21 protein-coding genes are annotated in these 23,503 nt (G+C 67.1%); 9 read left to right on the forward strand and 12 right to left on the reverse strand.

Going from position 1 to position 23,503, the window contains the following annotated elements:
- Window positions 1–80: 80 nt before the first annotated feature.
- The 4 genes from HNP48_RS21395 to HNP48_RS21410 all read left to right on the forward strand — a co-directional run bounded on the left by HNP48_RS21395 (window position 81) and on the right by HNP48_RS21410 (window position 4,257).
- Complete coding sequence (locus HNP48_RS21395) at window positions 81–860, forward strand: oxepin-CoA hydrolase, alternative type (protein ID WP_184860841.1); 780 nt, start codon at window positions 81–83, stop codon at window positions 858–860.
- A 170-nt stretch (window positions 861–1,030) separates the two neighbouring features.
- Entirely contained in the window at window positions 1,031–1,750 is a 720-nt protein-coding gene (locus HNP48_RS21400; protein WP_184860843.1) for a Crp/Fnr family transcriptional regulator, read from the forward strand.
- Window positions 1,751–1,859: 109 nt separating this feature from the next.
- Window positions 1,860–2,945 (forward strand): phosphotransferase, encoded by a 1,086-nt coding sequence (locus tag HNP48_RS21405; RefSeq protein ID WP_184860845.1) that lies wholly within the window; start codon window positions 1,860–1,862, stop codon window positions 2,943–2,945.
- A 37-nt stretch (window positions 2,946–2,982) separates the two neighbouring features.
- Entirely contained in the window at window positions 2,983–4,257 is a 1,275-nt protein-coding gene (locus HNP48_RS21410) for an acyl-CoA dehydrogenase family protein (RefSeq protein ID WP_184860847.1), read from the forward strand.
- A gap of 31 nt (window positions 4,258–4,288) precedes the next feature.
- On the opposite strand, the gene HNP48_RS21415 is transcribed toward HNP48_RS21410, so the two are convergent.
- Genes HNP48_RS21415 through HNP48_RS21425 form a run of 3 tightly spaced genes read right to left on the reverse strand, consistent with a single transcriptional unit; the run spans window position 4,289 to window position 5,886 of the window.
- Window positions 4,289–4,690, reverse strand: a complete 402-nt coding sequence (locus tag HNP48_RS21415) for an OsmC family protein (protein WP_221480300.1) — start codon at window positions 4,688–4,690, stop codon at window positions 4,289–4,291.
- Window positions 4,687–5,112, reverse strand: coding sequence for an OsmC family protein (locus HNP48_RS21420; RefSeq protein WP_184860849.1), 426 nt, complete (start codon window positions 5,110–5,112; stop codon window positions 4,687–4,689). The genes HNP48_RS21415 and HNP48_RS21420 overlap by 4 nt, the downstream gene beginning before the upstream one ends.
- Before the next feature lie 60 nt (window positions 5,113–5,172).
- Window positions 5,173–5,886 (reverse strand): hypothetical protein, encoded by a 714-nt coding sequence (locus HNP48_RS21425; protein WP_184860851.1) that lies wholly within the window; start codon window positions 5,884–5,886, stop codon window positions 5,173–5,175.
- A gap of 81 nt (window positions 5,887–5,967) precedes the next feature.
- Between HNP48_RS21425 and HNP48_RS21430 the strand changes: the two genes are divergently transcribed.
- Window positions 5,968–6,708: a hypothetical protein gene (locus tag HNP48_RS21430; RefSeq protein WP_184860853.1), complete on the forward strand. Its 741-nt coding sequence runs from the start codon at window positions 5,968–5,970 to the stop codon at window positions 6,706–6,708.
- On the opposite strand, the gene HNP48_RS21435 is transcribed toward HNP48_RS21430, so the two are convergent.
- The 3 genes from HNP48_RS21435 to HNP48_RS21445 all read right to left on the reverse strand — a co-directional run bounded on the left by HNP48_RS21435 (window position 6,697) and on the right by HNP48_RS21445 (window position 11,428).
- Complete coding sequence (locus HNP48_RS21435; protein ID WP_184860855.1) at window positions 6,697–7,707, reverse strand: asparaginase; 1,011 nt, start codon at window positions 7,705–7,707, stop codon at window positions 6,697–6,699. The genes HNP48_RS21430 and HNP48_RS21435 overlap by 12 nt on opposite strands.
- A 14-nt stretch (window positions 7,708–7,721) precedes the next feature.
- Entirely contained in the window at window positions 7,722–10,274 is a 2,553-nt protein-coding gene (locus tag HNP48_RS21440) for a penicillin acylase family protein (RefSeq protein WP_184860857.1), read from the reverse strand.
- A 224-nt stretch (window positions 10,275–10,498) separates the two neighbouring features.
- Window positions 10,499–11,428 (reverse strand): adenylate/guanylate cyclase domain-containing protein, encoded by a 930-nt coding sequence (locus tag HNP48_RS21445; RefSeq protein WP_184860859.1) that lies wholly within the window; start codon window positions 11,426–11,428, stop codon window positions 10,499–10,501.
- Window positions 11,429–11,847: 419 nt separating this feature from the next.
- On the opposite strand from HNP48_RS21445, the gene HNP48_RS21450 reads away from it, so the two are divergent.
- A complete protein-coding gene (locus HNP48_RS21450; protein WP_184860862.1) occupies window positions 11,848–12,198 on the forward strand; it encodes a hypothetical protein in 351 nt (116 codons plus the stop codon).
- A 42-nt stretch (window positions 12,199–12,240) separates the two neighbouring features.
- Here HNP48_RS21450 and HNP48_RS21455 read toward each other — a convergent pair whose 3' ends face one another.
- The 4 genes from HNP48_RS21455 to HNP48_RS21470 all read right to left on the reverse strand — a co-directional run bounded on the left by HNP48_RS21455 (window position 12,241) and on the right by HNP48_RS21470 (window position 15,704).
- Window positions 12,241–13,239: an LD-carboxypeptidase gene (locus HNP48_RS21455; RefSeq protein ID WP_184860870.1), complete on the reverse strand. Its 999-nt coding sequence runs from the start codon at window positions 13,237–13,239 to the stop codon at window positions 12,241–12,243.
- 85 nt (window positions 13,240–13,324) lie between these two features.
- Window positions 13,325–14,719 carry a tRNA adenosine(34) deaminase TadA gene (gene tadA / locus HNP48_RS21460; protein WP_184860872.1) on the reverse strand — a complete coding sequence of 465 codons (1,395 nt, stop codon included), beginning with the start codon at window positions 14,717–14,719 and terminating at the stop codon, window positions 13,325–13,327.
- Between the two features lie 39 nt (window positions 14,720–14,758).
- Window positions 14,759–15,022: a hypothetical protein gene (locus HNP48_RS21465; protein WP_184860874.1), complete on the reverse strand. Its 264-nt coding sequence runs from the start codon at window positions 15,020–15,022 to the stop codon at window positions 14,759–14,761.
- 61 nt (window positions 15,023–15,083) lie between these two features.
- Window positions 15,084–15,704 carry a LysE family translocator gene (locus HNP48_RS21470; protein ID WP_184860876.1) on the reverse strand — a complete coding sequence of 207 codons (621 nt, stop codon included), beginning with the start codon at window positions 15,702–15,704 and terminating at the stop codon, window positions 15,084–15,086.
- A 101-nt stretch (window positions 15,705–15,805) separates the two neighbouring features.
- Between HNP48_RS21470 and HNP48_RS21475 the strand changes: the two genes are divergently transcribed.
- A complete protein-coding gene (locus HNP48_RS21475) occupies window positions 15,806–16,813 on the forward strand; it encodes a GlxA family transcriptional regulator (RefSeq protein ID WP_184860878.1) in 1,008 nt (335 codons plus the stop codon).
- Window positions 16,814–16,967: 154 nt separating this feature from the next.
- On the opposite strand, the gene HNP48_RS21480 is transcribed toward HNP48_RS21475, so the two are convergent.
- Window positions 16,968–18,116 carry a branched-chain amino acid ABC transporter substrate-binding protein gene (locus HNP48_RS21480; RefSeq protein ID WP_184860879.1) on the reverse strand — a complete coding sequence of 383 codons (1,149 nt, stop codon included), beginning with the start codon at window positions 18,114–18,116 and terminating at the stop codon, window positions 16,968–16,970.
- 233 nt (window positions 18,117–18,349) lie between these two features.
- On the opposite strand from HNP48_RS21480, the gene HNP48_RS21485 reads away from it, so the two are divergent.
- Both HNP48_RS21485 and HNP48_RS21490 read left to right on the forward strand, forming a co-directional pair.
- Window positions 18,350–20,353, forward strand: a complete 2,004-nt coding sequence (locus HNP48_RS21485; RefSeq protein WP_184860881.1) for a U32 family peptidase — start codon at window positions 18,350–18,352, stop codon at window positions 20,351–20,353.
- 150 nt (window positions 20,354–20,503) lie between these two features.
- A complete protein-coding gene (locus HNP48_RS21490) occupies window positions 20,504–21,787 on the forward strand; it encodes an O-acetylhomoserine aminocarboxypropyltransferase/cysteine synthase family protein (RefSeq protein ID WP_184860883.1) in 1,284 nt (427 codons plus the stop codon).
- Window positions 21,788–22,532: 745 nt separating this feature from the next.
- Here HNP48_RS21490 and HNP48_RS21495 read toward each other — a convergent pair.
- Window positions 22,533–23,405 (reverse strand): RHS repeat domain-containing protein, encoded by an 873-nt coding sequence (locus tag HNP48_RS21495; RefSeq protein ID WP_184860885.1) that lies wholly within the window; start codon window positions 23,403–23,405, stop codon window positions 22,533–22,535.
- Window positions 23,406–23,503 lie beyond the last annotated feature (98 nt).

The following is a 23,503-nucleotide window of genomic DNA, read 5'->3' on the forward strand; positions in this document are numbered from 1 at the left end:
GCGCCCTGCTCGACGAACTGCAGACGATGCGTAGTGCGGTAAAAGCCCGAACAGCCATCCAACCTTTACCCGGAGACAAGATGCCCGCAGAACTCAAGAGCACCAGCCAGGGCAAGACCCTGGTGCTGACCATCCACAACCCGGAGCGGCGCAACGCCATCGAGCCGGCCATCTACGCCGCCGGCGTGGAGGCGCTGAGCGTGGCCGAGAACAGCCCCGACATCCGCAGCGTGGTGATCACCGGTTCGGACAACATGTTCTGCGCGGGCGGCAACCTGCAGCGCTTGCTGGCCAACCGCCAGGAGGCGCGCGAGGTGCAGGCGCAGAGCATCGAAGGCCTGCACAACTGGATCGAGATGGTGCGCACCTACCCCAAGCCCATCATCGCGGCGGTGGAGGGTGCAGCAGCCGGTGCGGGCTTCTCGCTGGCCCTGGCCTGCGACATGGTGGTGGCCGCGCGCAATGCGGTGTTCGTGATGGCCTACAGCAACGTGGCCCTGTCTCCCGATGGCGGTGCCAGCTGGAGCCTGGCCCAGGCGCTGCCGCGCCAGATCGCCACCGAGATCCTGATGTGCGGTGACCGCATCCCGTCCGAGCGCCTGCACGCCCTGGGCGTGGTCAACCAACTGGCCGACCCCGGCAGCGCGCTGGAGACCGCCCTGGCCCTGGCCGAGCGCCTCAACAGCCGTGCACCCAACGCCCTGGCCAGCATCAAGGAACTGCTGAACGAAGCCCCCGGCAACCACCTCACGCAGCACCTGGCCAGCGAACGCGACCACTTCGTGAACAACCTGCACCATGCCAATGGGGGCATTGGCATCTCGGCCTTCCTGGACAAACAGACACCGAAGTACGAGTAAGAACGGCTCGCAGCCCTCGACACACACGCCAACGGCCCTCTCGCAGGGCCGTTGGCGTTTCTGCATGCCAGCACCGTGCATGGGCAAGACGCTCAGGTGACAACCCTGACGCAGGGCGCCGGTCCCTCACGCGACAATGGGCCTGTTTCCAGTCACGCAAAAGACAGGCCATGGACGACCCGATTCTTACCATCGAAGAACGTGAAGCGATCAACTCCGGTCGCTGGTTTTCTTCCCTCTCACCTTCGCTACGCCACGACATCCTCCGATGTGCCTACGTCAAACGCTTCAAGGATGGCGGCCTGATCGCCGCCCGCGGGGACCCGCCCGAGGAGTGGATTGCCTGCGCGCGCGGTGCGGTGCGGGTGAGCTCCACCTCCATCTCGGGCAAGCAGATCACGCTGACCTACGTGGAGCCGGGCATCTGGTTCGGCGACGTGGCGATCTTCGACGGGGACCGGCGCACGCACGACGCCTATGCGCATGGCGACACCACCATCCTGTGCGTGGCCAAGGCCGATTTCAAGAAGATCCTGGCCGCCCATACCGAGCTGTACGAAGCCATGCTGCGCCTGCATGCACGGCGCATCCGCCAGCTGTTCGGGCTGGTGGAAGACCTCAACACCCTGCCCCTGCGCTCGCGCCTGGCCAAGCAGCTGGTGCACCTGGTGCGCAGCTATGGCGTGCCCAGCCTGTCGGACGGCAGCGAGATGCGCATCGGCCTGCAGCTGGCGCAGGAAGAACTGGCGCAGCTCCTGGGCGCATCACGCCAGCGCGTGAACCAGGAGCTCAAGTCCATGGAGCGCGAGGACGCCATCCGCATCGAGCCGGGCGGCCTGGTGATACGCGACCGCGACGCACTCATGCGCATCGCCGAAGCCGATACCTGACGACATCCCGGCCCGGGGCCCGCCCCGGCGCCGCCCTTTCCCAACACCTGCCGACCACGGCGGGGCGAGACAAGCACGCTGCCACCACCAGTGTGAGGACCCAGCACCCATGAGCAATTTTGACCACTTCGTCGGCACCCGCGCGGTGTCCGAGCAGCATGCCTTTGACGTCGCCGCCCTCACCGCATGGCTCACGGCCCACATGGAGGGCTTCGAGGGCCCCATGACCGTGGAGATGTTCAAGGGCGGGCAGTCCAACCCCACCTACAAGCTGGTCACGCCCAAGGCCAGCTACGTGATGCGTGCCAAGCCCGGCCCGGTGGCCAAGCTGCTGCCCTCGGCCCACGCTGTGGAGCGTGAATTCGCGGTGATGAGCGGCCTGGCCGGCACCGATGTGCCCGTGCCGCGCATGCATGTGCTGTGCGAGGACGAATCGGTCATCGGCCGCGCCTTCTACGTCATGGAATGCATGCAGGGCCGCGTGCTGTGGGACCAGTCCCTGCCCGGCATGACGCCGGCCGAGCGCGGTGACATCTACAACGAGATGAACCGCGTGATCGCCGCGCTGCACAGCGTGAAGTTCGCCGAGCGGGGCCTGGCCAGCTACGGCAAGCCCGGCAACTACTTCGAGCGCCAGATCGGCCGTTGGAGCAAGCAGTACGTGGCCTCCATCACCCAGCCCATCCCCGAGATGGACAAGCTCATGGAGTGGCTGCCCGCGCACATGCCGGCCAGCGCGCGCGATGAGAGCCAGGTCTCCATCGTGCACGGCGACTACCGCCTGGACAATCTGATGTTCCACCCCACCGAGCCGCGCGTGATCGCCGTGCTCGACTGGGAGCTGTCCACCCTGGGCCACCCGCTGGCCGACTTCAGCTACCACTGCATGAGCTGGCACATCCCCGCCGCCATGGGCCGCGGCATCGCGGGCCAGGACATCGCGGCACTGGGAATCCCCGACGAGGACCGCTACATCCGCATGTACTGCGAGCGCACCGGCATCGCCACGCCCGAGGCATTGCGCGCCGACTGGAACTTCTACCTGGCCTACAACATGTTCCGCATCGCCGCCATCCTGCAGGGCATCGCCAAGCGCGTGGAGGCCGGCACGGCCTCCAGCGCCCAGGCCAAGGCCTCGGGCGACACCGCGCGCCCCATGGCCCAGCTGGCCTGGTCCTTTGCCCAGCGCAGTTGAGACGACACCCACCGAGATTACCCAACGGAGACCCCCCATGGACTTTGACTACTCCCCCAAGACCAAGGAACTGCAGGCCAAGCTGCTCCAGTTCATGGACGAGCACATCTACCCCAACGAGGCCGCCTACACCGCCGAGCTGGCCGCCAACACGGCCGCGGGCAAGCGCTGGTCGGCCCTCACCACCATCGAGAACCTCAAGCCCAAGGCCCAGGCTGCGGGCCTGTGGAACCTGTTCCTGCCGGTGGACAGCGCGGCCGCCTCGGGCTACGACGGCGCGGGCCTGACCAACCAGGAATACGCCCCCCTGGCCGAGGTCATGGGCCGCGTGCCATGGGCCAGCGAGGTGTTCAACTGCTCCGCCCCCGACACGGGCAACATGGAGACCATCGCCCGCTATGGCGATGAGGCCAACAAGGCGCGCTGGCTCAAGCCGCTGCTCGAGGGCAAGATCCGCTCGGCCTTCGCCATGACCGAGCCCGACGTGGCCTCGAGCGACGCCACCAACATCAGCACGCGCATCGAGCGCCAGGGCGACGAGTACGTGATCAACGGCCGCAAGTGGTGGATCTCGGGCGCGGCCGACCCCCGCTGCGCCGTGTTCATCACCATGGGCAAGAGCGACCCCGACGCACCCAAGCATTCGCAGCAGAGCATGGTGCTGGTGCCCGCCGACACCAAGGGCATCACCATCATCCGCCCGCTCAATGTGCTGGGCTACGACGATGCGCCCCATGGCCACGTGGAGATGACCTTCGAGAACGTGCGCGTGCCCGTCTCCAACATCCTCCTGGGCGAGGGCCGCGGCTTCGAGATCGCCCAGGGCCGCCTGGGCCCCGGCCGCATCCACCACTGCATGCGCCTGATCGGCCTGGCCGAGCGCGCGCTGGAGCTGATGTGCAAGCGCGCCTCCTCGCGCGTGGCCTTCGGCAAGAGCGTGGCCCAGCAGACCGTGACGCAGGAGCGCATTGCCGAAGCCCGCTGCAAGATCGACATGGCCCGCCTGCTGACCCTGAAGGCCGCCTGGCTCATGGACGTGGCCGGCAACAAGGTGGCCAAGACCGAGATCGCGATGATCAAGGTCGTCGCCCCGAGCATGGCCTGCCAGGTGATCGACTGGGCCATGCAGGTGCATGGCGGCGGCGGCATGTGCGACGACTTCCCGCTGGCCTACGCCTACGCCGGTGCGCGCACCCTGCGCTTTGCCGACGGCCCGGACGAAGTGCACCGCAATGCCATCGCCAAGTGGGAGCTGGGCAAGTACGGCGCCTACGGCCGCGATGCCGGCGTGCCCGTGACGCGCGGCAGCTGAAGCCAGTCCCCCTCCCCGGGGGTTGTCCCGGTCAGCGCCCCCGTTCGCTGGTGATCTCGGCCCCCTCGCGCAGGGCCTTGGTCACCGGCGTGTTCGCGACCACTTCCAATAGGCGCTCCCACTGCGCATCGCTGAGCGCCTGGTCCGAATGCAGCACACGGTGGATGTGCAGCCGGCCTTCCTCGTCCCTGGTCAATGCCAGTTCGGCCCGGAACTCGCCGAGGCTCCAGCCCTTGCGCTCGGCATACATGCGCAGCGTGATGGCCGTGCAGGCCGACAGGGCCGCCAGGTAGTAGTCGAACGGCGCGGGGCCCTGCCCTTGCCCGCCCAGCGCTTTCGGCTCGTCCGTGACGAGGTCGAAATGGCCCGCGCGGACCTGGTGGACGTAGTTGGTGTCGCCCGACACCACCGAGGCCGAAGCGATTTTCGTCATGCCTGTGCCCCTTGCGATGCAGCGAGCGCCGACGCAATGCGCACCTCGCCGGTCAGCAGTTTGTGCACCGGGCAGGCATTGGCCACCTGCAGCAGGCGCTGGCGCTGCTCATCGTCCAGAGCGCCCGACAGGGTGATGGTGCGCGTGATGTCGGCGCCGCTGGCGGGCGCGCCGCCGGGGTTGAGCTGCAATGCCACCTCGACCCCTGCCAAGGGCCATTGCTTGCGCGCAGCAAACATCTGCAGCGTGATGACGGTGCAGGCGCCCAGGCTGGACAGCAGCAGGTGGAACGGGGACGGGCCGGCATCGGCACCGCCCAGGTCGGCGGGCTCATCGCCCAGCCAGGTGTGGCCGGCCTCATCGACCAGGGTCACGGTGTACGGTGTGGTCCCGCCGATGGCGCGGACAGAGGGTGTGCTCATTCAGGTTCTCGCAAGCTCGGCGCCCATGCGCCGATGGCCTGCGATCATAGGAGACCGGGGTCAGGCCTGTGGCGGCGGTGCCGGCAGGTTCTGCGCCGCCGCCTGGGCGGCCGTCACCAGCACGGTGCGCGCATGGGCGATCTCGGCCAGGGTGCGCCGGGTGTGTTCGGTGCGCAGGTAGACATGGCCGCGCGCCAGCATCAGCACCATGGGGGTTTCGGACCTCAGCGCCCCCTGTTCGCCCTCCACCGCATTGAGCAGGGCCGACACCAGGTGCGCATGGACCCAGTGCTCTGCATGCTCGCTGCGCTCGGCCACCACCGCGAAATGGCGCCGGAACGAGCTGGGCAGCTCGGGCCAGGACACCTCGTCGAACATGGACAGCCAGCGCATCTCCTCGGGCATGCGCGCATCCACGCTGGTCTGCAGGTTGTCGGTGATGGCGTTGTAGGCGTGGCGTTCCAGCGCATCGCGCAGCGGGCGGTTGAGCACCAGCACGGCGGCATCGGGGTCGGCCTTCACGTCGGCGCGCCCGCGCAGCTCCAGGCCCAGGATGTAATCGCGCGTGGAGGCACCGCACTCCAGCCGCCAGGGGTGGCCCAGGATCTCGCCGCCCACGTCGAAATGGCCGGGCGACGCCTGCGCCACGCTGGACAGCTGCTGGTCGGCGATCCAGCGCGCCAGTTGCGGGCCGGTCACGGGCTGGTTGGAGGACAGGCCGTCGGCGGCATCGGACGGCGCCCCGGCAAAGGCCTGGCGGATGCGATCAAACATGGTGTGTTCACAAGCCGCAAGGCTTCGCAGAAGTCGCAGATGCGCCATTATTGGCACAAACCGCTACGATTGGGAGGCACCATGACCTCGCTCCCCCAGCCCGCCCCCTTTCTTCGTGACATTTTGGCGGTTTCGGCCGCGCAACCGACGCAGCCTGCAGGCTGGCGGCGGCGCAGCGTGCTCGCCAGTGCCGGCATGCTCCTGGGTGCCGCGGCAACCTGGACCCCTCCAGCACGGGCCGCCACGTCCTGGGAACGCACCGGCGCCACGGTGGACGCCCAGCGCCTGGTGCGCTGGGCCGTGGCCAGCGCCGACCACCAGGGCATGCCCTTTGCCGTGATCGACAAGCCTGCGGCCACCATCCATGTGTTCGGCCCCGGCGGCGACCATGCGGGCAGCGCACCAGTGCTGCTGGGCTCGGCCCTGGGCGACCACTCGGCGCCCGGCATCGGCCAGAAGCCGCTGTCGCAGGTGCGCCCGCACGAGCGCACCACGCCGGCCGGCCGCTTCGTGAGCGAGCCCGGCAGCAACCTGCAGGGCCATGACATCGTGTGGATCGACTATGAGGCCGCCGTATCGCTGCACCGCGTGCGCGGCGCCCCGGCCGAGCGCCGCGTGCAGCGCCTGGCCAGCCCGGTGCTGGCCGAGCGGCGCATCAGCAATGGCTGTGTGAATGCGCCCACGGCGTTCTACAACCGCCATATCGCGCCCTGGCTGGGGCGCGAGGCGGGCGTGGTCTATGTGCTGCCCGATTCGGAGCCGTTTGCCGCCTTCTTCCCGGCGGCGGATGCGGCGTACCCGCTGGCCCGGCTACCGTCCTGAGCCGAGCCGGAACGCCGGCCGCCGCGTTCCCACCTCACGCCCCCGGGCATTGGCGATGCGCGCCGAGCGCCGGGGCGCCAGTGCCGCGCGCTGCGTGTCGCTGAGCCAGCCCAGTTGGTCCATCACCTCGACCGATGCCGCCACCTGCGCCAGCATGTTGCCATCCATGACCTTGAGGGCAAAGGCCTCGCCCCGGCTGCGGCTGCCCACCACCTGCACGCCGTCGGCACCGGTCTTGGAGACCCAGTCGCCTTCGCCCACGCGCATGAAATCGAGGTCGTGGCGGCCCGTGCCCGAGCCCAGCTCGGGCCGCGCCACCATGGCATCGGCCAGCGCCGTGAAGCTCTCGTCGAATTCGGTGTCCGGCGCGCCTCCGGCCAGGCGCGCATAGCCGCGCGCCAGGTTGGCCAGCGGCAGCGCGTAGTTGGGGGCCGAGCAGCCATCGGTTCCGGCGGCCAGGTCGCCCGGCTGCAGGCCCACGGCCTGGGCCACGCGCTCCCGTATCGCCACCTGCAGCGGATGGCCGGGGTCCAGGTGGTCATCGAGCGGCAGCCCCTGCTGCACGCAGAAGGCCACGAAGCCCGCATGCTTGCCACTGCAGTTGTTGTGGCGCTCGTCGGGCACGAAGTCCGCCGGCAGCGAACCGAGACCCAACTCGGCAAACAGCGGCCGGTGGCAGCCGCAGCGCAGCGCGTGGTAGTCCTTGCCCACGCTGGCGAGCATGCGCTCGACCTGCTCCACGTGCATCGGCTCACCGTTGTGGCTGGCGCACAGCAGCGCCAGGTCGGCCGCGCCCCAGCCCAGGGCCTTGGCGCCGCCCGAGAGCATGAAGGGCAGCGCCTGGAAGGCCTTGATGGTGGAACGCGTGAACACCACCGCCCCCGGGTCGCCCACCTGGGCGAGCAGCTTGCCATCGCGGTTGGCCACGGCCACCGCACCCCAGTGCTGGCACTCGACCAGGCCACCCCGGGTGGATTCGATCAACGGTACGAAACCCATGGGAATCCTTTGTCTCAAGGCGCAGGCGCGAGCGTCAGGGAGTGGACGAAGCGCGCCGGCTCGCGCTGCAGCAGACGGTTGCCCGCACCGGCCCAGGCCGTGGCCATGTCGCGGTAGCGTGGCGAGAACACCAGGCCGCTCTGCCCCGTCTGGTAGATGAAGGTCGACTGCTCCAGGTCCGCCAGGTCGTAGATAGCGCGCAGCGATGCCGCATGGCGGTTGGCAAAAGGCGCCTTGGCGTCGCCCGCGTTGTACTGGCCCACGTTGACCGTGTACGAATCGCCGTTGGATGGCACGCTCACGTCGAAGTAACGCGCCAGCGCCGCCACACTGCCAAAGGGCCGGTGGCCGCTGACGGCAGGGTGGGCATCGCCCCAGCGCCAGGCGGCGGGCTCGGCCCCGTAGGCGGCCTGCAGCCGGTCGAGCGCACGGCCCAGGGCCGCAGCCGACTGCTCGGCACAGGTGGAGGGCTGGCACCACCAGGTATCGTTGCGTGCCAGCATGCCCTCCAGCCCGGCGCGGTAGTCGCGCTTGCCGTAGGTGGCGGCAAAGCGCGCCTCGCCGATGCGCGGCACGACCAGGCCGCGCACCAGTTCGTCGGTCCAGGCGGCCATGATCAGCGGCGCGGCACGGCGCGCGTCCATCACGCCATCGAAGTCCTTGAGCAGGGCCTGGGCCTTGGCCGCCAGCGGGTGGCTGGACTGTGCCTGCTGCAGGTAGGGCAGCAGGTGGCGTGCGGCCAGCGACGCCGTGTCGAGCTGGATGGCCTGCAGGCTTGCCGCCGTGTGCTTGGGGCGGGCCTCGATCAGCCCGGCGATGCGCTCGTAGCGGTAGGGCAGCGCCCAGTCCTGCGTCAGGTAGTGCGGGTAGCCGGGTGCCGTCACGCGCTGGTTGGCGGTGGCGATCCAGCCCTTGGCCCCCTCATCCTGCGGGGTCTGGTCCAGCGGCAGCCAGCCCTTCCAGTCGTAGCGCGCATCCCAGCCGGGCGAAGGCGCCACGCCGCGGATGTCGTTGTCTGGCGCACGCACGGGCACGCGGCCCATGGCCTGGAAGCGGATGCGCCCGTTCACATCGGCCGCCAGCACGCTCTGCATGGGCGAGTGGTAGCTCGCAAAACCCGCGAACAGGCTCTCCACCGACGTCGCCTGGTTGGCCATGAGGCCGGCCAGCACGGTCTGGTTGTCGGCGTCCAGCGCGGTCCAGCGCAGGGCCAGCACGTACTTCTGCAGGTCCAGCACCTCGGCATGCGACTTCTGCGCATCGCTGAGCACGGGGCCATGGCGCGTGCTGCGCAGCGCCAGCTCCACGTCGGGCTTGCCCTTGACGCGGAACACCTCCTTGCGCACCTCGAAGGGCGCCCAGCCCCCGGGCGTGCGGTACTGCGTGGGGTCTGCCGGGTTGATCTGCTCCAGGAACAGGTCCTGCACATCCGGGTTGGTGTTGGTGAAGGCCCAGGCCACCTGGGCCGTGCGGCCCAGCACCACGAAGGGCAGGCCCGGCAAGGTGGCGCCCACCGCGTCGATGGCAGCGATGGGCGAGCCATCGGATGCCTTGCCCGCCGGCGCCTTCAAGCCGGCAAAGTACCAGATGGCGGGCGCGCTCAGCGACAGGTGCGGGTCATTGGCCAAGAGCGGCTTGCCGCTTTCGGTGCGCGATCCGGCGACCACCCAGTTGTTGCTGCCCTTGCCCTCGTTGGTGCCGGCGTTGCGCGCGAACTCCTCGGCCCAGGCCAGCATGCCGGCGCCGATCTGGCGCGAGAAGGCGCTGCCGCCCCGCTCTGCTGCGGCTTCGGGCTTTCTGGCCTGCAGTGCGGCGCCACGGGCCAGACCGGCGCTGGGCGCTGCCGCCGCGGCATCGCTGCGGTACACCCCCCATTGCCGGTACAGGGCCGCCAGGTCGGCCGTGGCAGCCGGCGGCTCGCCAGGGTACGGCGGCATCAACTGCCACAGGCGCTCGGTATCGAGCGAGCGCGCCACCGACAAGCGCGCGAACTCATTGCCCCAGTTGCCGCCCAGGTCCAGCGCCATCATCAGCGCCCAGCCCACGCTGTCCTCGGGTTCCCACACCGCGCCTGTGTCGCCGCCGGGCTTGGCGCCCAGCACCAGGAACTCGGGTGGCAGGGCCTGCGGCCGGTTCTTGTGGAAGGCGTGGATGCCCCGGCTGTAGGCCTGCAGCGCCTCGCGCGCGTACAGGGGCAGCCCGGCGTACTGCTTGCGCGCCGTGCCCACGACGTCGAGCGAGCGCATGAGCTTGTCGGTCTCCAGCGTGGCCTCGCCAAACACCTCGGAGAGCTGGCCATGCATCACGCGGCGGTTGAACTCCAGCTGCCAGGTGCGCTCCTGTGCATGCACATAGCCCATGGCGAACCAGGCGTCCTGCGGGCTCTGCGCACTGACATGGGTGACATCCGCGGCATCGCGCTGCACCTTGACGGCCTGGCCCAGGCCCGGCACCTGGAGCTTGCCATCGACCACCGCAAAGGTGCGCTGCACATAGATGGCGGCCCCCGCCCCCACCAGCAAGGCCCCGGCCACCAGGGCCACAGCCGTCTTCTTGATCCACGCCATATCGTTCTGTCCTGTTTGGTCTCGGTCTAGTCGCCGGGCATTGTGTCAGAACGTGTCAGCGCTGCACCAATTCAGATTGGCCTCATACCGGTTTTCGACAACGCTACGCGCCAGCCCAGCCCTCAGCAACTGGCGCACCCCAAGCCAGTGCCCCCGCGCAAGGGCCGCCCCGCCGCGCTGGGGGCGTCCCCCTTCAGGGGGAAGGCGCGAAGCGACTCAGGGGGTCAGCCCAGATGCACGCTGGCGCCGACGACCTGGAAGTGCATCTTGGGCGCCGTGGGCTCGCTGAACGACACGCCGAGAGCGATCTCCCCCGTGCCGTGCAGGATGCAGGCATCGCGCCGCAGGCGCACGGGCGAGTCGCTGCCCTCGAAGCGCACCCAGGTGCCGAAGCTGCTCATGTCGGTGAGCACGAAGCCGCTGTTGCGCCAGTCGATGCGCGCATGCAGGCGCGACACCCGGGGGTCGTTGATGCGCAACTGCATCTCGGTGGCCCGGCCCACATGCACCGGGGCATCGGCCGAGCTGAACGACAGGTCCACCCCATGCCAGGAGAACTGGATCTGCCCCAGGATGGAATCCACCGGCGAGAAATTGCTGACCAGCGCCGACTGCATGGTCAGCGACTCGGGCTCCTCGTCCAGGCGCCATTCCACCTGGTAGAGCATCAGGGTCTCGGCCTTGCCACGGATCTCCATCACCCCGAGCTTGCGGTACCAGACCGAAGCCGCAGCGCCGGCCAGCAGCACCGCCGTCTCCGTGGCCCAGATCTCGGACGGACCGGCCCGTTCGCACAGGCGCGAGGCCACGTTCACGGCGTCGCCGTAGCAGTCGCCATCGACCTCCACCACCTCGCCGCTGGCCACGCCCACGCGGATGTCCATGCGCAGCGGATGGGGCCAGCGGTCCAGCCGCGTGAGGTGCTTGCGCTGCATCTCGGCCACGGCCGAGACCGCGCCCGCGGCATCGCCGAAGATGCCCAGCACGCCATCGCCCAGCTTCTTGACGACGCGGCCCGCATTGCCTTCGATGGTGTCGGCAATCCATTGGGTGAGCTGCGTCACGGCTTCGGTGGCGCGCTCGTTTCCCAGCGTCTCGTACAGAGAGGTGCTGCCCGAGATATCGGCAAAGACCACCGTCGAGAGAACTGTCATGGGCACGGGACCGCAGGTAACATCATGTGACCCAGTTTAGTTCAAGCGCCTGCAGTGTGCATGGCGCCCGTGTCACCCTCAGGGCCGGGCTGGAGCATGGAGCAAATCCCCTTGGAGCGCGTGCGCCCCGGCGGTCCCATGCGAGCCCCTTGCATGCCCTCTCTTCCCCCATTCGCAAGGCCGGCAGCGCCTTTCCAGCCCTCGTCGGCGCAGGGCACGGAGAGCCTGGCGCACCGGGCATGACTTGTGCTTAGTCCTTTTCTACTAGATTCAAAAAAGCATCGAAAACTTGCAATTGTTTGCAAAAAGCTATGAGGGCCTGTTGGCTTTCTGCAAAAAAAGGGAGTGGCCCCCTTGCATTTGCGAAGGCGGCCACTTAACTTGAGCCCTGTTACCTCTTTATGGTGCCAACCCATTCCATGCGCTGGAACAAACCCACTGTCCGCGGCAGCAGCCTGCACGGCCTCATTGGCCGTGACGCGCCGGCATCGACGGCCTGGGTGCGCGACCAGCAGCTGGAAGAGGTGCGCCGCGCCATGATCCGCAGCCTCTCGGGCTTTTCCGGCTGCGAGGTGGCACGCATGAACATCCGCCTGCGCTATGCCGGCGACATCGAGGCCCTGTGGTACCTGCGCAGCGACCTGCAGAGCACCCTGGCCCCGCTGCAGGGTGAGCCCGTTGCCAAAAACGTCATCGACGAAGTGACACTCCTGTTCCAGGGCCTGCTGCCGCGCGCCGTGGGCGCGCCCGCGCGCGCACCACTCTCCTGACGCTGAGTGCGGCAGCTGCCGCAGCGCCTCGCCCTGCGAGGCCTACAGATGCCCCCAATAGATCAAGGCATCGCGCTCCTCCACCGACAAGGACACCGTCGCCCCCACGGGCAGCAGCACCTTGGTCTCCACGTGGCCGAACGGCAGGTTGGTGAGCACCGGGGCCTTGATCTGCGTACGCAGCCAGTCCACCACCGACTGCAGCTTGTAGCCCTTGTCGTGCGGCACCAGCTTGTACTGGTTGAACTGGCCCAGCACCACGGCCTTTTGCTGCGCCAGCACGCCGGCGTGCAGCAACTGGGTCAGCAGGCGCTCGATGCGGTAGGGGTGCTCGTTCACGTCTTCGAGGAACAGGATGCCACCCTTCACGCTGGGCAGGTAGGGCGTACCCACCAGTGACGCCAGCACGGCCAGGTTGCCGCCCCAGAGCTGGGCGCTCTTCACGTAGATGTCGGGCACGGCCGGCTTGCCCGTGGTGGCGTCGGGCTTTTCACGGTGCATGCGCCAGCCCGTGCCTTCGCCGTGGCCGGTGAGCAGGTCATCGAAGCAGGCCTCCATGATGTCGTCGGGCTCGCCCGCCACGCCAAAGTCGGCGCCCAGGGCCGGGCCGGACCAACTGATCGCACCGGTCTGCGCCAGCAGCGCGTTCTGGAAGGCCGTGAAATCGCTCAGGCCGACGAACTTCATGCCCTGGCCGATGGCCTTGGCCACCGCCTTGTAGCGGATGCCCGGCAGGATGCGCGACAGCCCATAGCCACCGCGCGAGATCAGCGCCACATCGGCGCCGCTGGCCGCCGCGCGGTGGATGGCGGCCAGGCGCGTGGCATCGTCGCCGGCAAAGCGGGTGTGGCTGGCCAGGGCATCCACATCCACCTCGACCTCGTGGCCCAGGGCCTTCAGGCGGGCAATGCCGCGCTTGAAGGCCGCCTTGTCGCGCACCGCGCTCGACGGCGAATAGATGTAGATGTGCTTGGGACCATGGTCATGGCCGCAATCGCCATGGTGGTCGTGATGATGGTGGTGGTCGTGATCGTTGTGCAAAGCGTTCAGGCGCCGGTGCGGGCCTGCTCCGAATAGGGATGCGGTGCCGCTGGCGGGCCGCGAAAAAGGCGGCGCTGGCGTGCGGTCAGGGCCTGAAGTATTCCACAGCCTGCTCGGCAATGCCCCGGCCATGCTCCTGCACGAAGTGCCCGGCCTGGGGCAACACCACCGCTTCGGGGCAGTTGCGGATGTCCTTTTGCAGTGCCTGCATGGTCGCCATGCCCAGCACCGGGTCCTGCGCGCCCACCACCATCAGGCTCTGGCCCTGCCACTGCCGGCGCCAGAAATCGCGCGCCTGGCGCGACAGTGCGGCACCCGGATCGTCGGGCCCGGCGGGCACGCGCTCGGGAAAGGCGCGCAGCGCCGCGCGGTAGCCCTTGTCGGGAAACGGCGCATCGTAGGCCGCGCACTCGGCCGGCGACAGCTGCGGGTTGCCCCGCGCAAACAGCCGGCCCACGCCATACAGCGGCTTGTCGCGGCACATCGCGCGCCAATCCACAAAGCCCTGCGGCAGCGGCACATCGCCGGTGGCCAGCAGCGTGTTCATCACCAGCAGGCCGCCAAAGCGCTCCGGGCAGTCCATGGGCAGGGTCAGGCCCAGAATGCCGCCCCAGTCCTGCACCACCAGCACGGTGCGCTGCAGATCCAGGCGCTGCACCAGCTCCAGCAGCACCTGGCGGTGCCATTCGAAGCGGTGCGCAGCCTCCTTCTTGGGCTTGTCGCTCTTGCCAAAGCCGATCAGGTCGGGCGCCACCACGCGGTCGCCCGCCGCCAGCCACACGGGCAGCATGTGGCGGTACAGGTAGCTCCAGGCCGGGTTGCCGTGCAGGCACAGCCAGGTGCGCGGGGCATCCCGCGGGCCTTCGTCCAGGTAGTGCAGGCGCAGGCCCGCCAGGCTGGGCAGGTCGCTCACATAGCGTGGCGCCCAGGGGTAGCCCGGCAGGTCGGCAAAGGCGGCATCGGGCGTGCGCAAGGCGTCGTCGCGCAAAGGGTGGCGCGCCAGGGCCTCGGCACGCTGCTGGCTGCGCCGCGCGCCGAAGAAGCCGGTGAGCAGCGCACTGCACTCATGGGCCAGCACCCCGCCCTGCACGCCCGTCTGGTGGTTGATGGCCGTGTGGGCAAACAGGTCGAGCACCGAGCCTGCGGCGCCCGTCCTGGGCTCCACGGCACCATAGACCACGCGGGCCAGGCGTGCGTGCAGCATGGCCCCGCTGCACATGGCACAGGGCTCCAGCGTGACATAGAGCGTGCAGCCATCGAGCCGGTAGTTGCCAAGCCGCTGTGCCGCCGCGCGCAAGGCGACGATTTCGGCATGAGCAGTCGGGTCGTTGGCCTGCACGGGGGCATTGCGGCCCGTGGCGACCACCTGGCCGTCCTTGACGACCACGGCACCCACAGGCACCTCGCCCGCCGCGGCAGCGGCGCGCGCCTCGGCCAGCGCCAGGCGCATGCCGTCTTCGTCGGTCAATGCAGTCACCACGGGGTCACCCGCCTTGGGTCGGCCACAGGCAGGTCCTGCTCACTTCTCTGCCTCGCCCATGGCCTGGGCCCGCTGCTTGGCAATTTCGTCGAGCTGCTGTTGCACTTGCTGCTGTACCTGCTGGCTCTGCTGCTGCACATTGCCCGTGGGGTTGATCACCGGCACCGAGACCCCGGTGCCCGCGATCGGGGCCTGCTGCAACGCGGCCGCGGGTGCTCGCGTGGCCGACAGCTGCTTCTTGGCCAGCAGGCCCACGATGGCCAGTACCACGACCAGCCCGACCAAACCAAACAATCCCCGCATGCCCTGCCCCCGATACTGTGCAACAACACCGCACTGTAAACCGGGACGGCGGTGACGGCGCTCAATGCGTCATCGGCAGCGCCGCGCCCATCAGCCCAAACAGCACGCCACAGGAGCGGTTGAACTTCTTGCCCGTGCGCTGCAGCCAGGGCCGGATGCGGTGCGCCAGGCTGGCCAGGCCGAATTCCACCAGGCACTCGACGATGGCGAACGTACCCGCCATGACCACGAACTGCAGCCACAGGTCGCGCCCCGGCGTGATGAACTGCGGCAGAAAGGCGCCATAGAACAACAGCACCTTGGGGTTGGAAATGGCGGCCAGCAACCCCTGGCGAAACAGCCTGCCGCCCGTGACTGCACGCTCGCCAGCCCCCGCAGGCAATGCCTCCAACTGCATCGCCGGCGCACGCCACAGCTGAATGCCCAGCCACACCAGGTAGGCGCCGCCCACCCACTTCATCACCGTGAGCGCATGGGCCGACGACTGCAGCAGCGCCCCAATGCCCAGCATGGACAGCCCGATCAGGGCCGCGAAGCCCAGCGCCCCGCCGCCAATGGTCCACAGCGTACGCGCCCGCCCGTGCAGTGCCCCGTGGGCCAGCACCAGCAGGCTGTTGGGCCCCGGGGTCAGCGACAGGCCGATGACCGCCAGCAGATACACCAGCCAGATTTTCAATTCCATGGCAGCACCGTCTCTTGAAACATGGCCTGCAGTCTAGGTGGGCAAGGCGACCTGCACAGCATCCAATTTGGCTAATATGGATACCAAATTGGACACCCCGCATGCGCACCACCCTGCCCCGCCCCGATGTGCGCCTGCTGCTGGTGCCGCTGCCCGACTTCGCCCTGCTGCCCTTTGGCGCCTTCCTCGACAAGCTGCGCTTTTCGGCCGACGACGAGGACCGCAGCCGCCAGCGCTACTGCGCCTGGACCCTGCTCGGCATCGACGCGGCCCCCGTGGTCTCCAGCAGCGGCGTGCAGGTGGGCATGGACACCACGGCCGATGCGGTGGACCTCTCGGCCTTCGACTACCTGGTGGTTTTTGGCAGCCGCACGGTGCAGGCTTCGCGCGCATACGCCGACGCCTATGGCCCGGTATTGCGCAAGGCGGCGGCACGCGGCCTGCCGCTGGTGGCCATCGACAACGCGAGCTTTCTGCTGGCCGAGGTGGGGCTGCTCCGGGGCCACCGCGTGGCCCTGCACTGGCGCCATGTGGCCGAGTTCCGCGAGGCCTTTCCGCGCATCGCCGTGGCCAGCGAACAGATCTATTGCTTTGACCGCGACCGCATCACCTGCGCGGGCGGCACGGCCGCCATCGACATGGCGGTGGAGCTGCTCTCGCGCCACTGCGGCCGTGTGCGGGCTTTCAAGGGACTGGCCGACATGCTGGTGGACGCACCACGCCACCAGGGGCACCAGCTGCAGTCCATGGACGGCGGCGGGCCCGACCTCACCCGCCACCTGGCGCGAGCCGTGGCGCTGATGCGCAGCGCCCTGGCCGAGGGCCTGACCGTGGCCGAGCTGGCCGAGCGCATCGGCATCGGCCGCCGGCAGCTCGACCGGCTGTTCACCGAGCACATGGGCATGAGTGCCCACGACCACTGGACGAAGATGCGCATGGAACACGCGCACTGGCGTGTGACCCACTCGCACCACAGCCTGGCAGCCATTGCCGACGAGGTCGGTCTGGGCAATGCCAGCAGCCTGGCGCGGCTGTTCCGCCAACACTACGGCACCAGCCCCGGCGCATTGCGCGCCGGGCGGGCCAATGCCGAATCGGAGGACGCCTAGATTTCACAAAGGACCCGCTAGTCGATACTGGCGCGCATCAAGCCAGCGCTCCCGCGCAAGGGCCGCCCCGCCGCGCTGGGAGCGTCCCCCTTCCCGAATTGCGCAGCAATTCGAGAGAAGGGGGAAGGCGCGAAGCGACTCAGGGGGTTGACCCTTAATTCAGTGCCACGCGGCTGCCGTCCTTGTAGGTGTAGAGGGTGACGGCAGGCGTGGTCAGCTCGCCCTTGTTGGTAAACGCGATGTTCGCCGTCACGCCCTTGTACTCGGTTTTGGCAATGAAGGGGATGTACACCTTGGGGTCCACCGAGTTGGCGCGCTTCATCGCATCGGCCAGCACCATGGCGGCATCGTAGGCGTAGGGGCTGTAGATCTGGAACTGGCCCGGGAACTTGGCGTCGTAGCGCTTCTTCCAGTCGGCGCCGCCCTGCATCTTGGCGACCGAGGCACCGCCGGTGGCGCAGGTCACGTTCTTGAGGGCGGGCGTCTTGCCAGCCAGCTCGGGCAGCTTTTCGGTGCACAGCGCATCGCCGCCGAAGAACTTCACGTTGCCCAGGCCCAGCTGCTCCATCTGGCGCAGCATGGGGCCGGCCTGGGCATCGAGGCCGCCGTAGAAGATGGCGTCGGGCTTCTTGTTCTTGATGGCGGTGAGGATGGCCATGAAGTCCGTGGCCTTGTCGGTGGTGAACTCCTCGCCCACCACCGAAATGCCCTTTTGCTGTGCCGTGGCCTTGAACACCGAAGCCACGCCCTGGCCATAGGCCGTGCGGTCGTCGATGATGGCCACGGACTTGAGCTTCAGGTGCTCGGCCGAGAAGATGGCCAGCGCAGCACCCAGGGCGCTGTCGTTGGCGATCAGGCGGTAGGTGGTCTTGTAGCCGGGCTTGGTCAGGTCGGGGTTGGTGGCGGCGGCCGTGATGTGCGGCACGCCGCACTTGTCGTACACCGCGGCAGCGGGGATAGAGGTGCCCGACTGCAGGTGGCCCACCACGCCGGCCACCTTCTGGTCACACAGCTTCTGCGCCACGGCCGTGGCCTGGCGTGGGTCACCGGCGTCGTCTTCGGCGGCGATCTCGAACTTGATCTTCTTGCCACCGATCACCAGGTTCTGGGCGTTCAAGTCGTCCAGCGCCAGGCGCACACCGTTCTCGGTGTCCTTGCCGATGTGGGCAATGCCGCCCGACAGCGGGCCCGCGTGGGCGATCTTGACGACCTGCACCTCCTGCGCCAGGGCGGCGGTGGAAGCCAGGGCTGCGGCGGCAGCGATCAGGGACAGGGAAAAGCGCGAACGGGAAGCAAACGACACGGACAAGTCTCCAGAATGAAAGAAAAATAAGCAGGCAATCAACCGGCAGTCCTCACGGACAGGGGATGCCCCATGGAACGGCCGTGGGCAATACCCACAGCCGGCCAAGGTGCCGGCATCCTAACCCGCCGCGGGTACACCAGACTTGCACAACAGAATTGCATACAGTATTAGTTGATCTAATTGGTGGTTCACTTCCCTCGGGAAGCCCCGCCCTGGGATAATCGAGGGCTATGTCCCTCCTGCCCCACCAGCTCGAACTGCTTTCGCCTGCGCGCGACGCAGACATCGGCATCGAAGCCATCAACCACGGTGCCGACGCCGTCTACATCGGCGGCCCGGCCTTCGGCGCGCGCGTGGGCGCGGGCAACGACATCCGCGACCTGGAACGCCTGGTCAAGCACGCCCACCGCTTCAACAGCCGCATCTTCATCACGCTCAACACCATCCTGCGCGACGATGAACTCGAAGACGCGCGCAAGATGGCCTGGCAGGTCTACGAGGCCGGGGCCGATGCACTGATCATCCAGGACATGGGCCTGCTCGAAATCGACATGCCGCCCATCCAGCTGCATGCGAGCACGCAGACCGACATCCGCACGCCCGAGAAGGCGCGCTTTCTGCAGGATGCGGGCCTGTCGCAGATCGTGCTGGCGCGCGAGCTCACGGTGCAGCAGATAGCAGCAGTGCACAAGGCCCTGGGCCCGGTGGATGCACCGGGGCGCGCCAACATCGAGTTCTTCATCCACGGCGCGCTGTGCGTGGCCTACAGCGGCCAGTGCAACATCAGCCATGCGCAGACCGGGCGCAGCGCCAACCGCGGCGACTGCAGCCAGGCCTGCCGCCTGCCCTACCAGGTGACCGACGCGCAGGGCCGCTTCATCGCGCACGACAAGCACGTGCTCAGCATGAAGGACAACAACCAGAGCGACAACATGCGCGCGCTGATCGACGCCGGCGTGCGCAGCTTCAAGATCGAAGGCCGCTACAAGGACATGGGCTACGTGAAGAACATCACGGCCCACTACCGCACCATCATCGACGGGATCATGGAAGAGCGCGAGGCCTCGGGCCTGCCGCTGTCGCGCTCGTCGAGCGGGCGCACCAGCTTCACCTTCACGCCCGACCCGCTGCAGAACTTCAACCGCGAGTTCACCGACTACTTCGTCACCGGCCGCAAGCAGGACATCGGCGCCTTCGACACGCCCAAGAACCCGGGCCAGGCCATCGGCTGGGTGACCAAGGTGGGCGCCGATTTCGTGGAGCTGGAAGTGAGCAGCCCCGAGACCGTGCTGCACAACGGCGACGGCCTGTGCTACTACGACCTGCACAAGGAACTGGTGGGCATGGCCATCAACCGGGCCGAGCCCGTGTCGCCGCGCAGCACCACGCAGTGGCGCGTGTTCCCCAAAGACCCGATGGAGGGCTTCAAGGACCTGCGCAAGGGCACCGAGATCAACCGCAACCGCGACATGGACTGGGTGCGCACGCTGGACAAGAAGTCGAGCGACCGCCGCATCGGCCTGTGGGCCTACCTGTCGGAGACGCCCACCGGCTTCGCCTTGACCCTGACCGACGAAGACGGCTTTGCCGGCGGCGCGCAGCTCGACCATGCGCACCAGCCGGCCACCGACGCCGCCAAGGCCGAAGCCAGCCTGCGCGAGCACCTCGCCCGCTTCGGCGCCACCATCTTCGCGGTGAACGATGTGGGCCTGCAGCTCTCGCAGCCCTGGTTCATCCCGGCATCGGCCGTCAACGCGCTGCGCCGCGATGCGCTGGCCGACCTGGAGGCCAACCGCGCCAAGGGCTTCCTGCGCCTGCAGCGCGCCACCCCGGTGGAGCCCCCGGCCCCCTACCCCGAGGACACGCTGAGCTTTCTGGGCAATGTGTTCAACCACAAGGCGCACGACTTCTACGTGCGCCACGGCGTGAAGGTGATCGATGCGACCTACGAGGCGCACGAGGAGGAAGGCGAAGTCAGCCTCATGATCACCAAGCACTGCGTGCGCTTTTCCATGAGCCTGTGCCCCAAGCAGGCCAAGGGCGTGACCGGCGTGCAAGGCACCATCAAGGCCGAGCCGCTGATGCTCATCAACGGCAAGGAAAAGCTGACCCTGCGCTTTGACTGCAAGCCCTGCGAGATGCACGTGGTGGGCAAGATCAAGCGCCAGGTGCTCAACCAGGCGCGCGAGACGCCGATGAGCTTCTACCGCACCCGGCCCCAGCGCACCAGTTGAGCAGGCGGGCGCGGCCTGCCAACGCAGGCCGCATAAGCACATACGAAACGATTCGATCTGCCTCTGGAGGGGCGGTGGAAGAATGGTCCGGGCGCCCCGTTGGGGTGCCTTGCCCATTCGCACCACCCCTTTCCAAGAGACAAGCCAACCATGCAGATCGAAACCTTGGCCGTGCACGCCGGCTACAGCCCTGACCCAACGACAAAAGCAGTCGCCGTACCCGTCTACCAGACGGTGGCCTATGCCTTCGACAGCGCCCAGCATGGCGCCGACCTGTTCGACCTCAAGGTGCCGGGCAATATCTACACCCGCATCATGAACCCGACCAACGATGTGCTGGAAAAGCGCATCGCGGCGCTCGAAGGCGGTATTGCCGCGCTGGCCGTCGCATCGGGCATGGCCGCCATCACCTATGCCATCCAGACCATTGCCGAAGCGGGCGACAACATCGTTTCCGCAAGCACCCTCTACGGTGGCACCTACAACCTCTTCGCCCACACCCTGCCCCAGCAGGGCATCACCACGCGCTTTGCCGACCCGCGCGACCCGGCCAGCTTTGCGCAGCACATCGATGCGCGCACCAAGGCCATCTTCATCGAGAGCATCGGCAACCCGCTGGGCAATGTGACCGACATCGCCGCCCTGGCCAAAGTCGCCCACGACCACGGCGTGCCGCTGATCGTGGACAACACCGTGCCCACGCCCTACCTGCTGCGCCCCATCGAGCACGGGGCCGACATCGTCGTGCACTCGCTCACCAAGTACCTGGGCGGCCATGGCAACAGCGTGGGCGGCGCCATCGTGGACAGCGGCAAGTTCCCATGGGCCCAGCACAAGGAGCGCTTCCCGCGCCTGAACGAGCCCGACGTGAGCTACCACGGCGTGGTCTACACCGAGGCCCTGGGCCCCGCGGCCTTCATCGGCCGCGCCCGCGTCGTACCCCTGCGCAACACGGGCGCCGCACTGGCACCGCAGAACGCGTTTCTCATCCTGCAAGGCATCGAGACCCTGGCCCTGCGCCTGGACCGCATCTGCGACAACACCCTGGCCATTGCCGAGTACCTGCAGGCCCACCCCAAGGTCGAATGGGTGCGCTATGCCGGCCTGCCCGACCACCCGGACCATGCACTGGTCCAGCGCCAACTGGGCGGGCGCGCCTCGGGCATCCTGAGTTTTGGTGTGAAGAACAGCGATACCGATCCACGGGCAGCGGGTGCGCGTTTTCTCGACGCGCTGCAGCTGTTCACCCGTCTGGTGAACATTGGCGATGCGAAGTCACTGGCCACACACCCCGCATCAACCACGCACCGCCAGCTCAATCCCGAGGAACTGGCCAAGGCCGGGGTGAGCGAGGGGATGGTGCGGCTGTCCGTGGGAATCGAGCACATCGACGACCTGAAGGCAGACCTGGAGCAGGCGCTGGCGAAGGTGTGATGGCGGACTGGCCTGCCGGTAGGCTGGTCAAGCAAGTTGGGACCGCCTGCCATCAGGAGGCAGGTCGCCAAAGGCTAAGCAAATAGTCCTCGTTGTATATTGCTTTCCGACTGTCAGGAAGCCTTGAGAAGGCTGTCACGCAGAAAAGACCAAATCGTCGTCGCCCCCCCGTCATCCTGGCCATGAGCCCCGCAGACCGCAGTTGGAATTTGCAGCCGCCATGGTCGCCGACCGCCAACCAGGGGATGCCCCGCACATCGCGGACAGAGGAAAGGTGCAATTTTAGAACGCTCAGCGCCTCCTGACCGCTGGGCACACGCCCATGCTGAGCGGCCCCATCCCAAGATCCACCAATCAGTTCGAAGCTGGCGGTCGTCTGCATTTCCTGTGCCCGTCGGCATTGCTGTCCAAAGGTGGGACGATCAGGAACTAAAGCGGGCTGACTGCAAGCAAAGCCCCAAGCCGCGGCCACACGATATCGGACACCCATGGGATACACCTCGCGTCTGGAGTTGACTTGCAATGCATGGACAATTATCGGCTTTTTGAGGCCGTCGGGCCAACTAAGCTGCGTCAGGTGTTGCAATTCATTCTTCATCCCCCCTTATTCATCAAGCGCCCCCTCAAACCACCTTCGCACGCCAGTCAAATACCCTTACCAAAATCACCAAATATCAAAAAAAGAAATACCACAATTAAAACAATGACGCTTAAGATCAAAAATCTCACATGCCTCATTTTATTCTCACTTTCCTCCAATTTTCTTTTTGAATTTATCGATTGTTTTGGCCATCATAATATTTGCACTTCCATCAATAATATCCTCCACACTCGGATAACCAGGATTTAATCTATTAAGCAACTCCCCCGTACTCAAACCGATTCTATCTCGCACACTTTCATTGACATGCTGCAACTCGTGAGCCATCATCTGCAAAAAATCAAACACTTTACAATCGGGAATGGGCACACCATCCAAGCCATATAAATCAGAGTTGTATTTAATATTCCCCATCAAATCAGTTCTGCCAGACAATTTCTGCCCCAATGTTCCCTTCAAATCAGGCACGCCCATCACTGATTTTGGGTTTGGAATAATTTCAGGAAAATTTTCTCGCAAAATCTCTACTGCGGCGTTAATTTCTGCTTTTGTTGCAAGTCCTAACGAATCCTTGAAGCTCAACGCATTCCCCTCCGCATACCCAAACCGATTGAACCTACCCTCCAGCCCAATCGGATCCGCCTGCGTATACCGCCCCCGCTCCGCACTGTAGCTACGGAAGTAGTTGTAGTGCAGGTTGCTCTCTTTGTCGTAGTACTGCCCCGGGTAGCGCAGGTTGAAGGTCACCTCGGGGATGCTGGTGGTGCCCGTGGTGGGGTTGGTGGTTGCGTCGGTGAAGCGCTTGGCTCCCACGGTGGGCTGTTCATCCCCAAACGCGCTGTACGCCCATTGCCAGGCCACCTGGCCGTCGGGCTGGGTGAGCTTGCGGGGCGTGTTCAGGTGGTCGCTGTGCACCGCATAAGCTGTTCCATTGACGATGGCGGCAATGGGCATGGGGCCGTTGGCCGTGGGCAGGTAGATGTACTGGGTGTTGCCAGTGCTGGCGCTGCCGCCCATGCCGTATTCGCCCAGCAGGGTGCCGTCCTGGCCGTAGACATACGCGAAGCCGAGCTTTTGCGCGTCGCTGCTGCCGGGGCTCCACAGGCGGGTGAAGA

Origin of the sequence: Acidovorax soli (assembly GCF_014207955.1) — a bacterium.
GTDB lineage: Bacteria > Pseudomonadota > Gammaproteobacteria > Burkholderiales > Burkholderiaceae_C > Acidovorax > Acidovorax soli_A.

Bases quoted from the DNA above. Each gene is read 5' to 3' on its own strand.
- HNP48_RS21395 (WP_184860841.1), top strand. From the start codon at position 81: ATGCCCGCAGAACTCAAGAGCACCAGCCAGGGCAAGACCCTGGTGCTG.
- HNP48_RS21400 (WP_184860843.1), top strand. From the start codon at position 1,031: ATGGACGACCCGATTCTTACCATCGAAGAACGTGAAGCGATCAACTCC.
- HNP48_RS21405 (WP_184860845.1), top strand. From the start codon at position 1,860: ATGAGCAATTTTGACCACTTCGTCGGCACCCGCGCGGTGTCCGAGCAG.
- HNP48_RS21410 (WP_184860847.1), top strand. From the start codon at position 2,983: ATGGACTTTGACTACTCCCCCAAGACCAAGGAACTGCAGGCCAAGCTG.
- HNP48_RS21415 (WP_221480300.1), bottom strand. From the start codon at position 4,690: ATGACGAAAATCGCTTCGGCCTCGGTGGTGTCGGGCGACACCAACTAC.
- HNP48_RS21420 (WP_184860849.1), bottom strand. From the start codon at position 5,112: ATGAGCACACCCTCTGTCCGCGCCATCGGCGGGACCACACCGTACACC.
- HNP48_RS21425 (WP_184860851.1), bottom strand. From the start codon at position 5,886: ATGTTTGATCGCATCCGCCAGGCCTTTGCCGGGGCGCCGTCCGATGCC.
- HNP48_RS21430 (WP_184860853.1), top strand. From the start codon at position 5,968: ATGACCTCGCTCCCCCAGCCCGCCCCCTTTCTTCGTGACATTTTGGCG.
- HNP48_RS21435 (WP_184860855.1), bottom strand. From the start codon at position 7,707: ATGGGTTTCGTACCGTTGATCGAATCCACCCGGGGTGGCCTGGTCGAG.
- HNP48_RS21440 (WP_184860857.1), bottom strand. From the start codon at position 10,274: ATGGCGTGGATCAAGAAGACGGCTGTGGCCCTGGTGGCCGGGGCCTTG.
- HNP48_RS21445 (WP_184860859.1), bottom strand. From the start codon at position 11,428: ATGACAGTTCTCTCGACGGTGGTCTTTGCCGATATCTCGGGCAGCACC.
- HNP48_RS21450 (WP_184860862.1), top strand. From the start codon at position 11,848: ATGCGCTGGAACAAACCCACTGTCCGCGGCAGCAGCCTGCACGGCCTC.
- HNP48_RS21465 (WP_184860874.1), bottom strand. From the start codon at position 15,022: ATGCGGGGATTGTTTGGTTTGGTCGGGCTGGTCGTGGTACTGGCCATC.
- HNP48_RS21470 (WP_184860876.1), bottom strand. From the start codon at position 15,704: ATGGAATTGAAAATCTGGCTGGTGTATCTGCTGGCGGTCATCGGCCTG.
- HNP48_RS21475 (WP_184860878.1), top strand. From the start codon at position 15,806: ATGCGCACCACCCTGCCCCGCCCCGATGTGCGCCTGCTGCTGGTGCCG.
- HNP48_RS21485 (WP_184860881.1), top strand. From the start codon at position 18,350: ATGTCCCTCCTGCCCCACCAGCTCGAACTGCTTTCGCCTGCGCGCGAC.
- HNP48_RS21490 (WP_184860883.1), top strand. From the start codon at position 20,504: ATGCAGATCGAAACCTTGGCCGTGCACGCCGGCTACAGCCCTGACCCA.
- HNP48_RS21495 (WP_184860885.1), bottom strand. From the start codon at position 23,405: ATGGGCGGCAGCGCCAGCACTGGCAACACCCAGTACATCTACCTGCCC.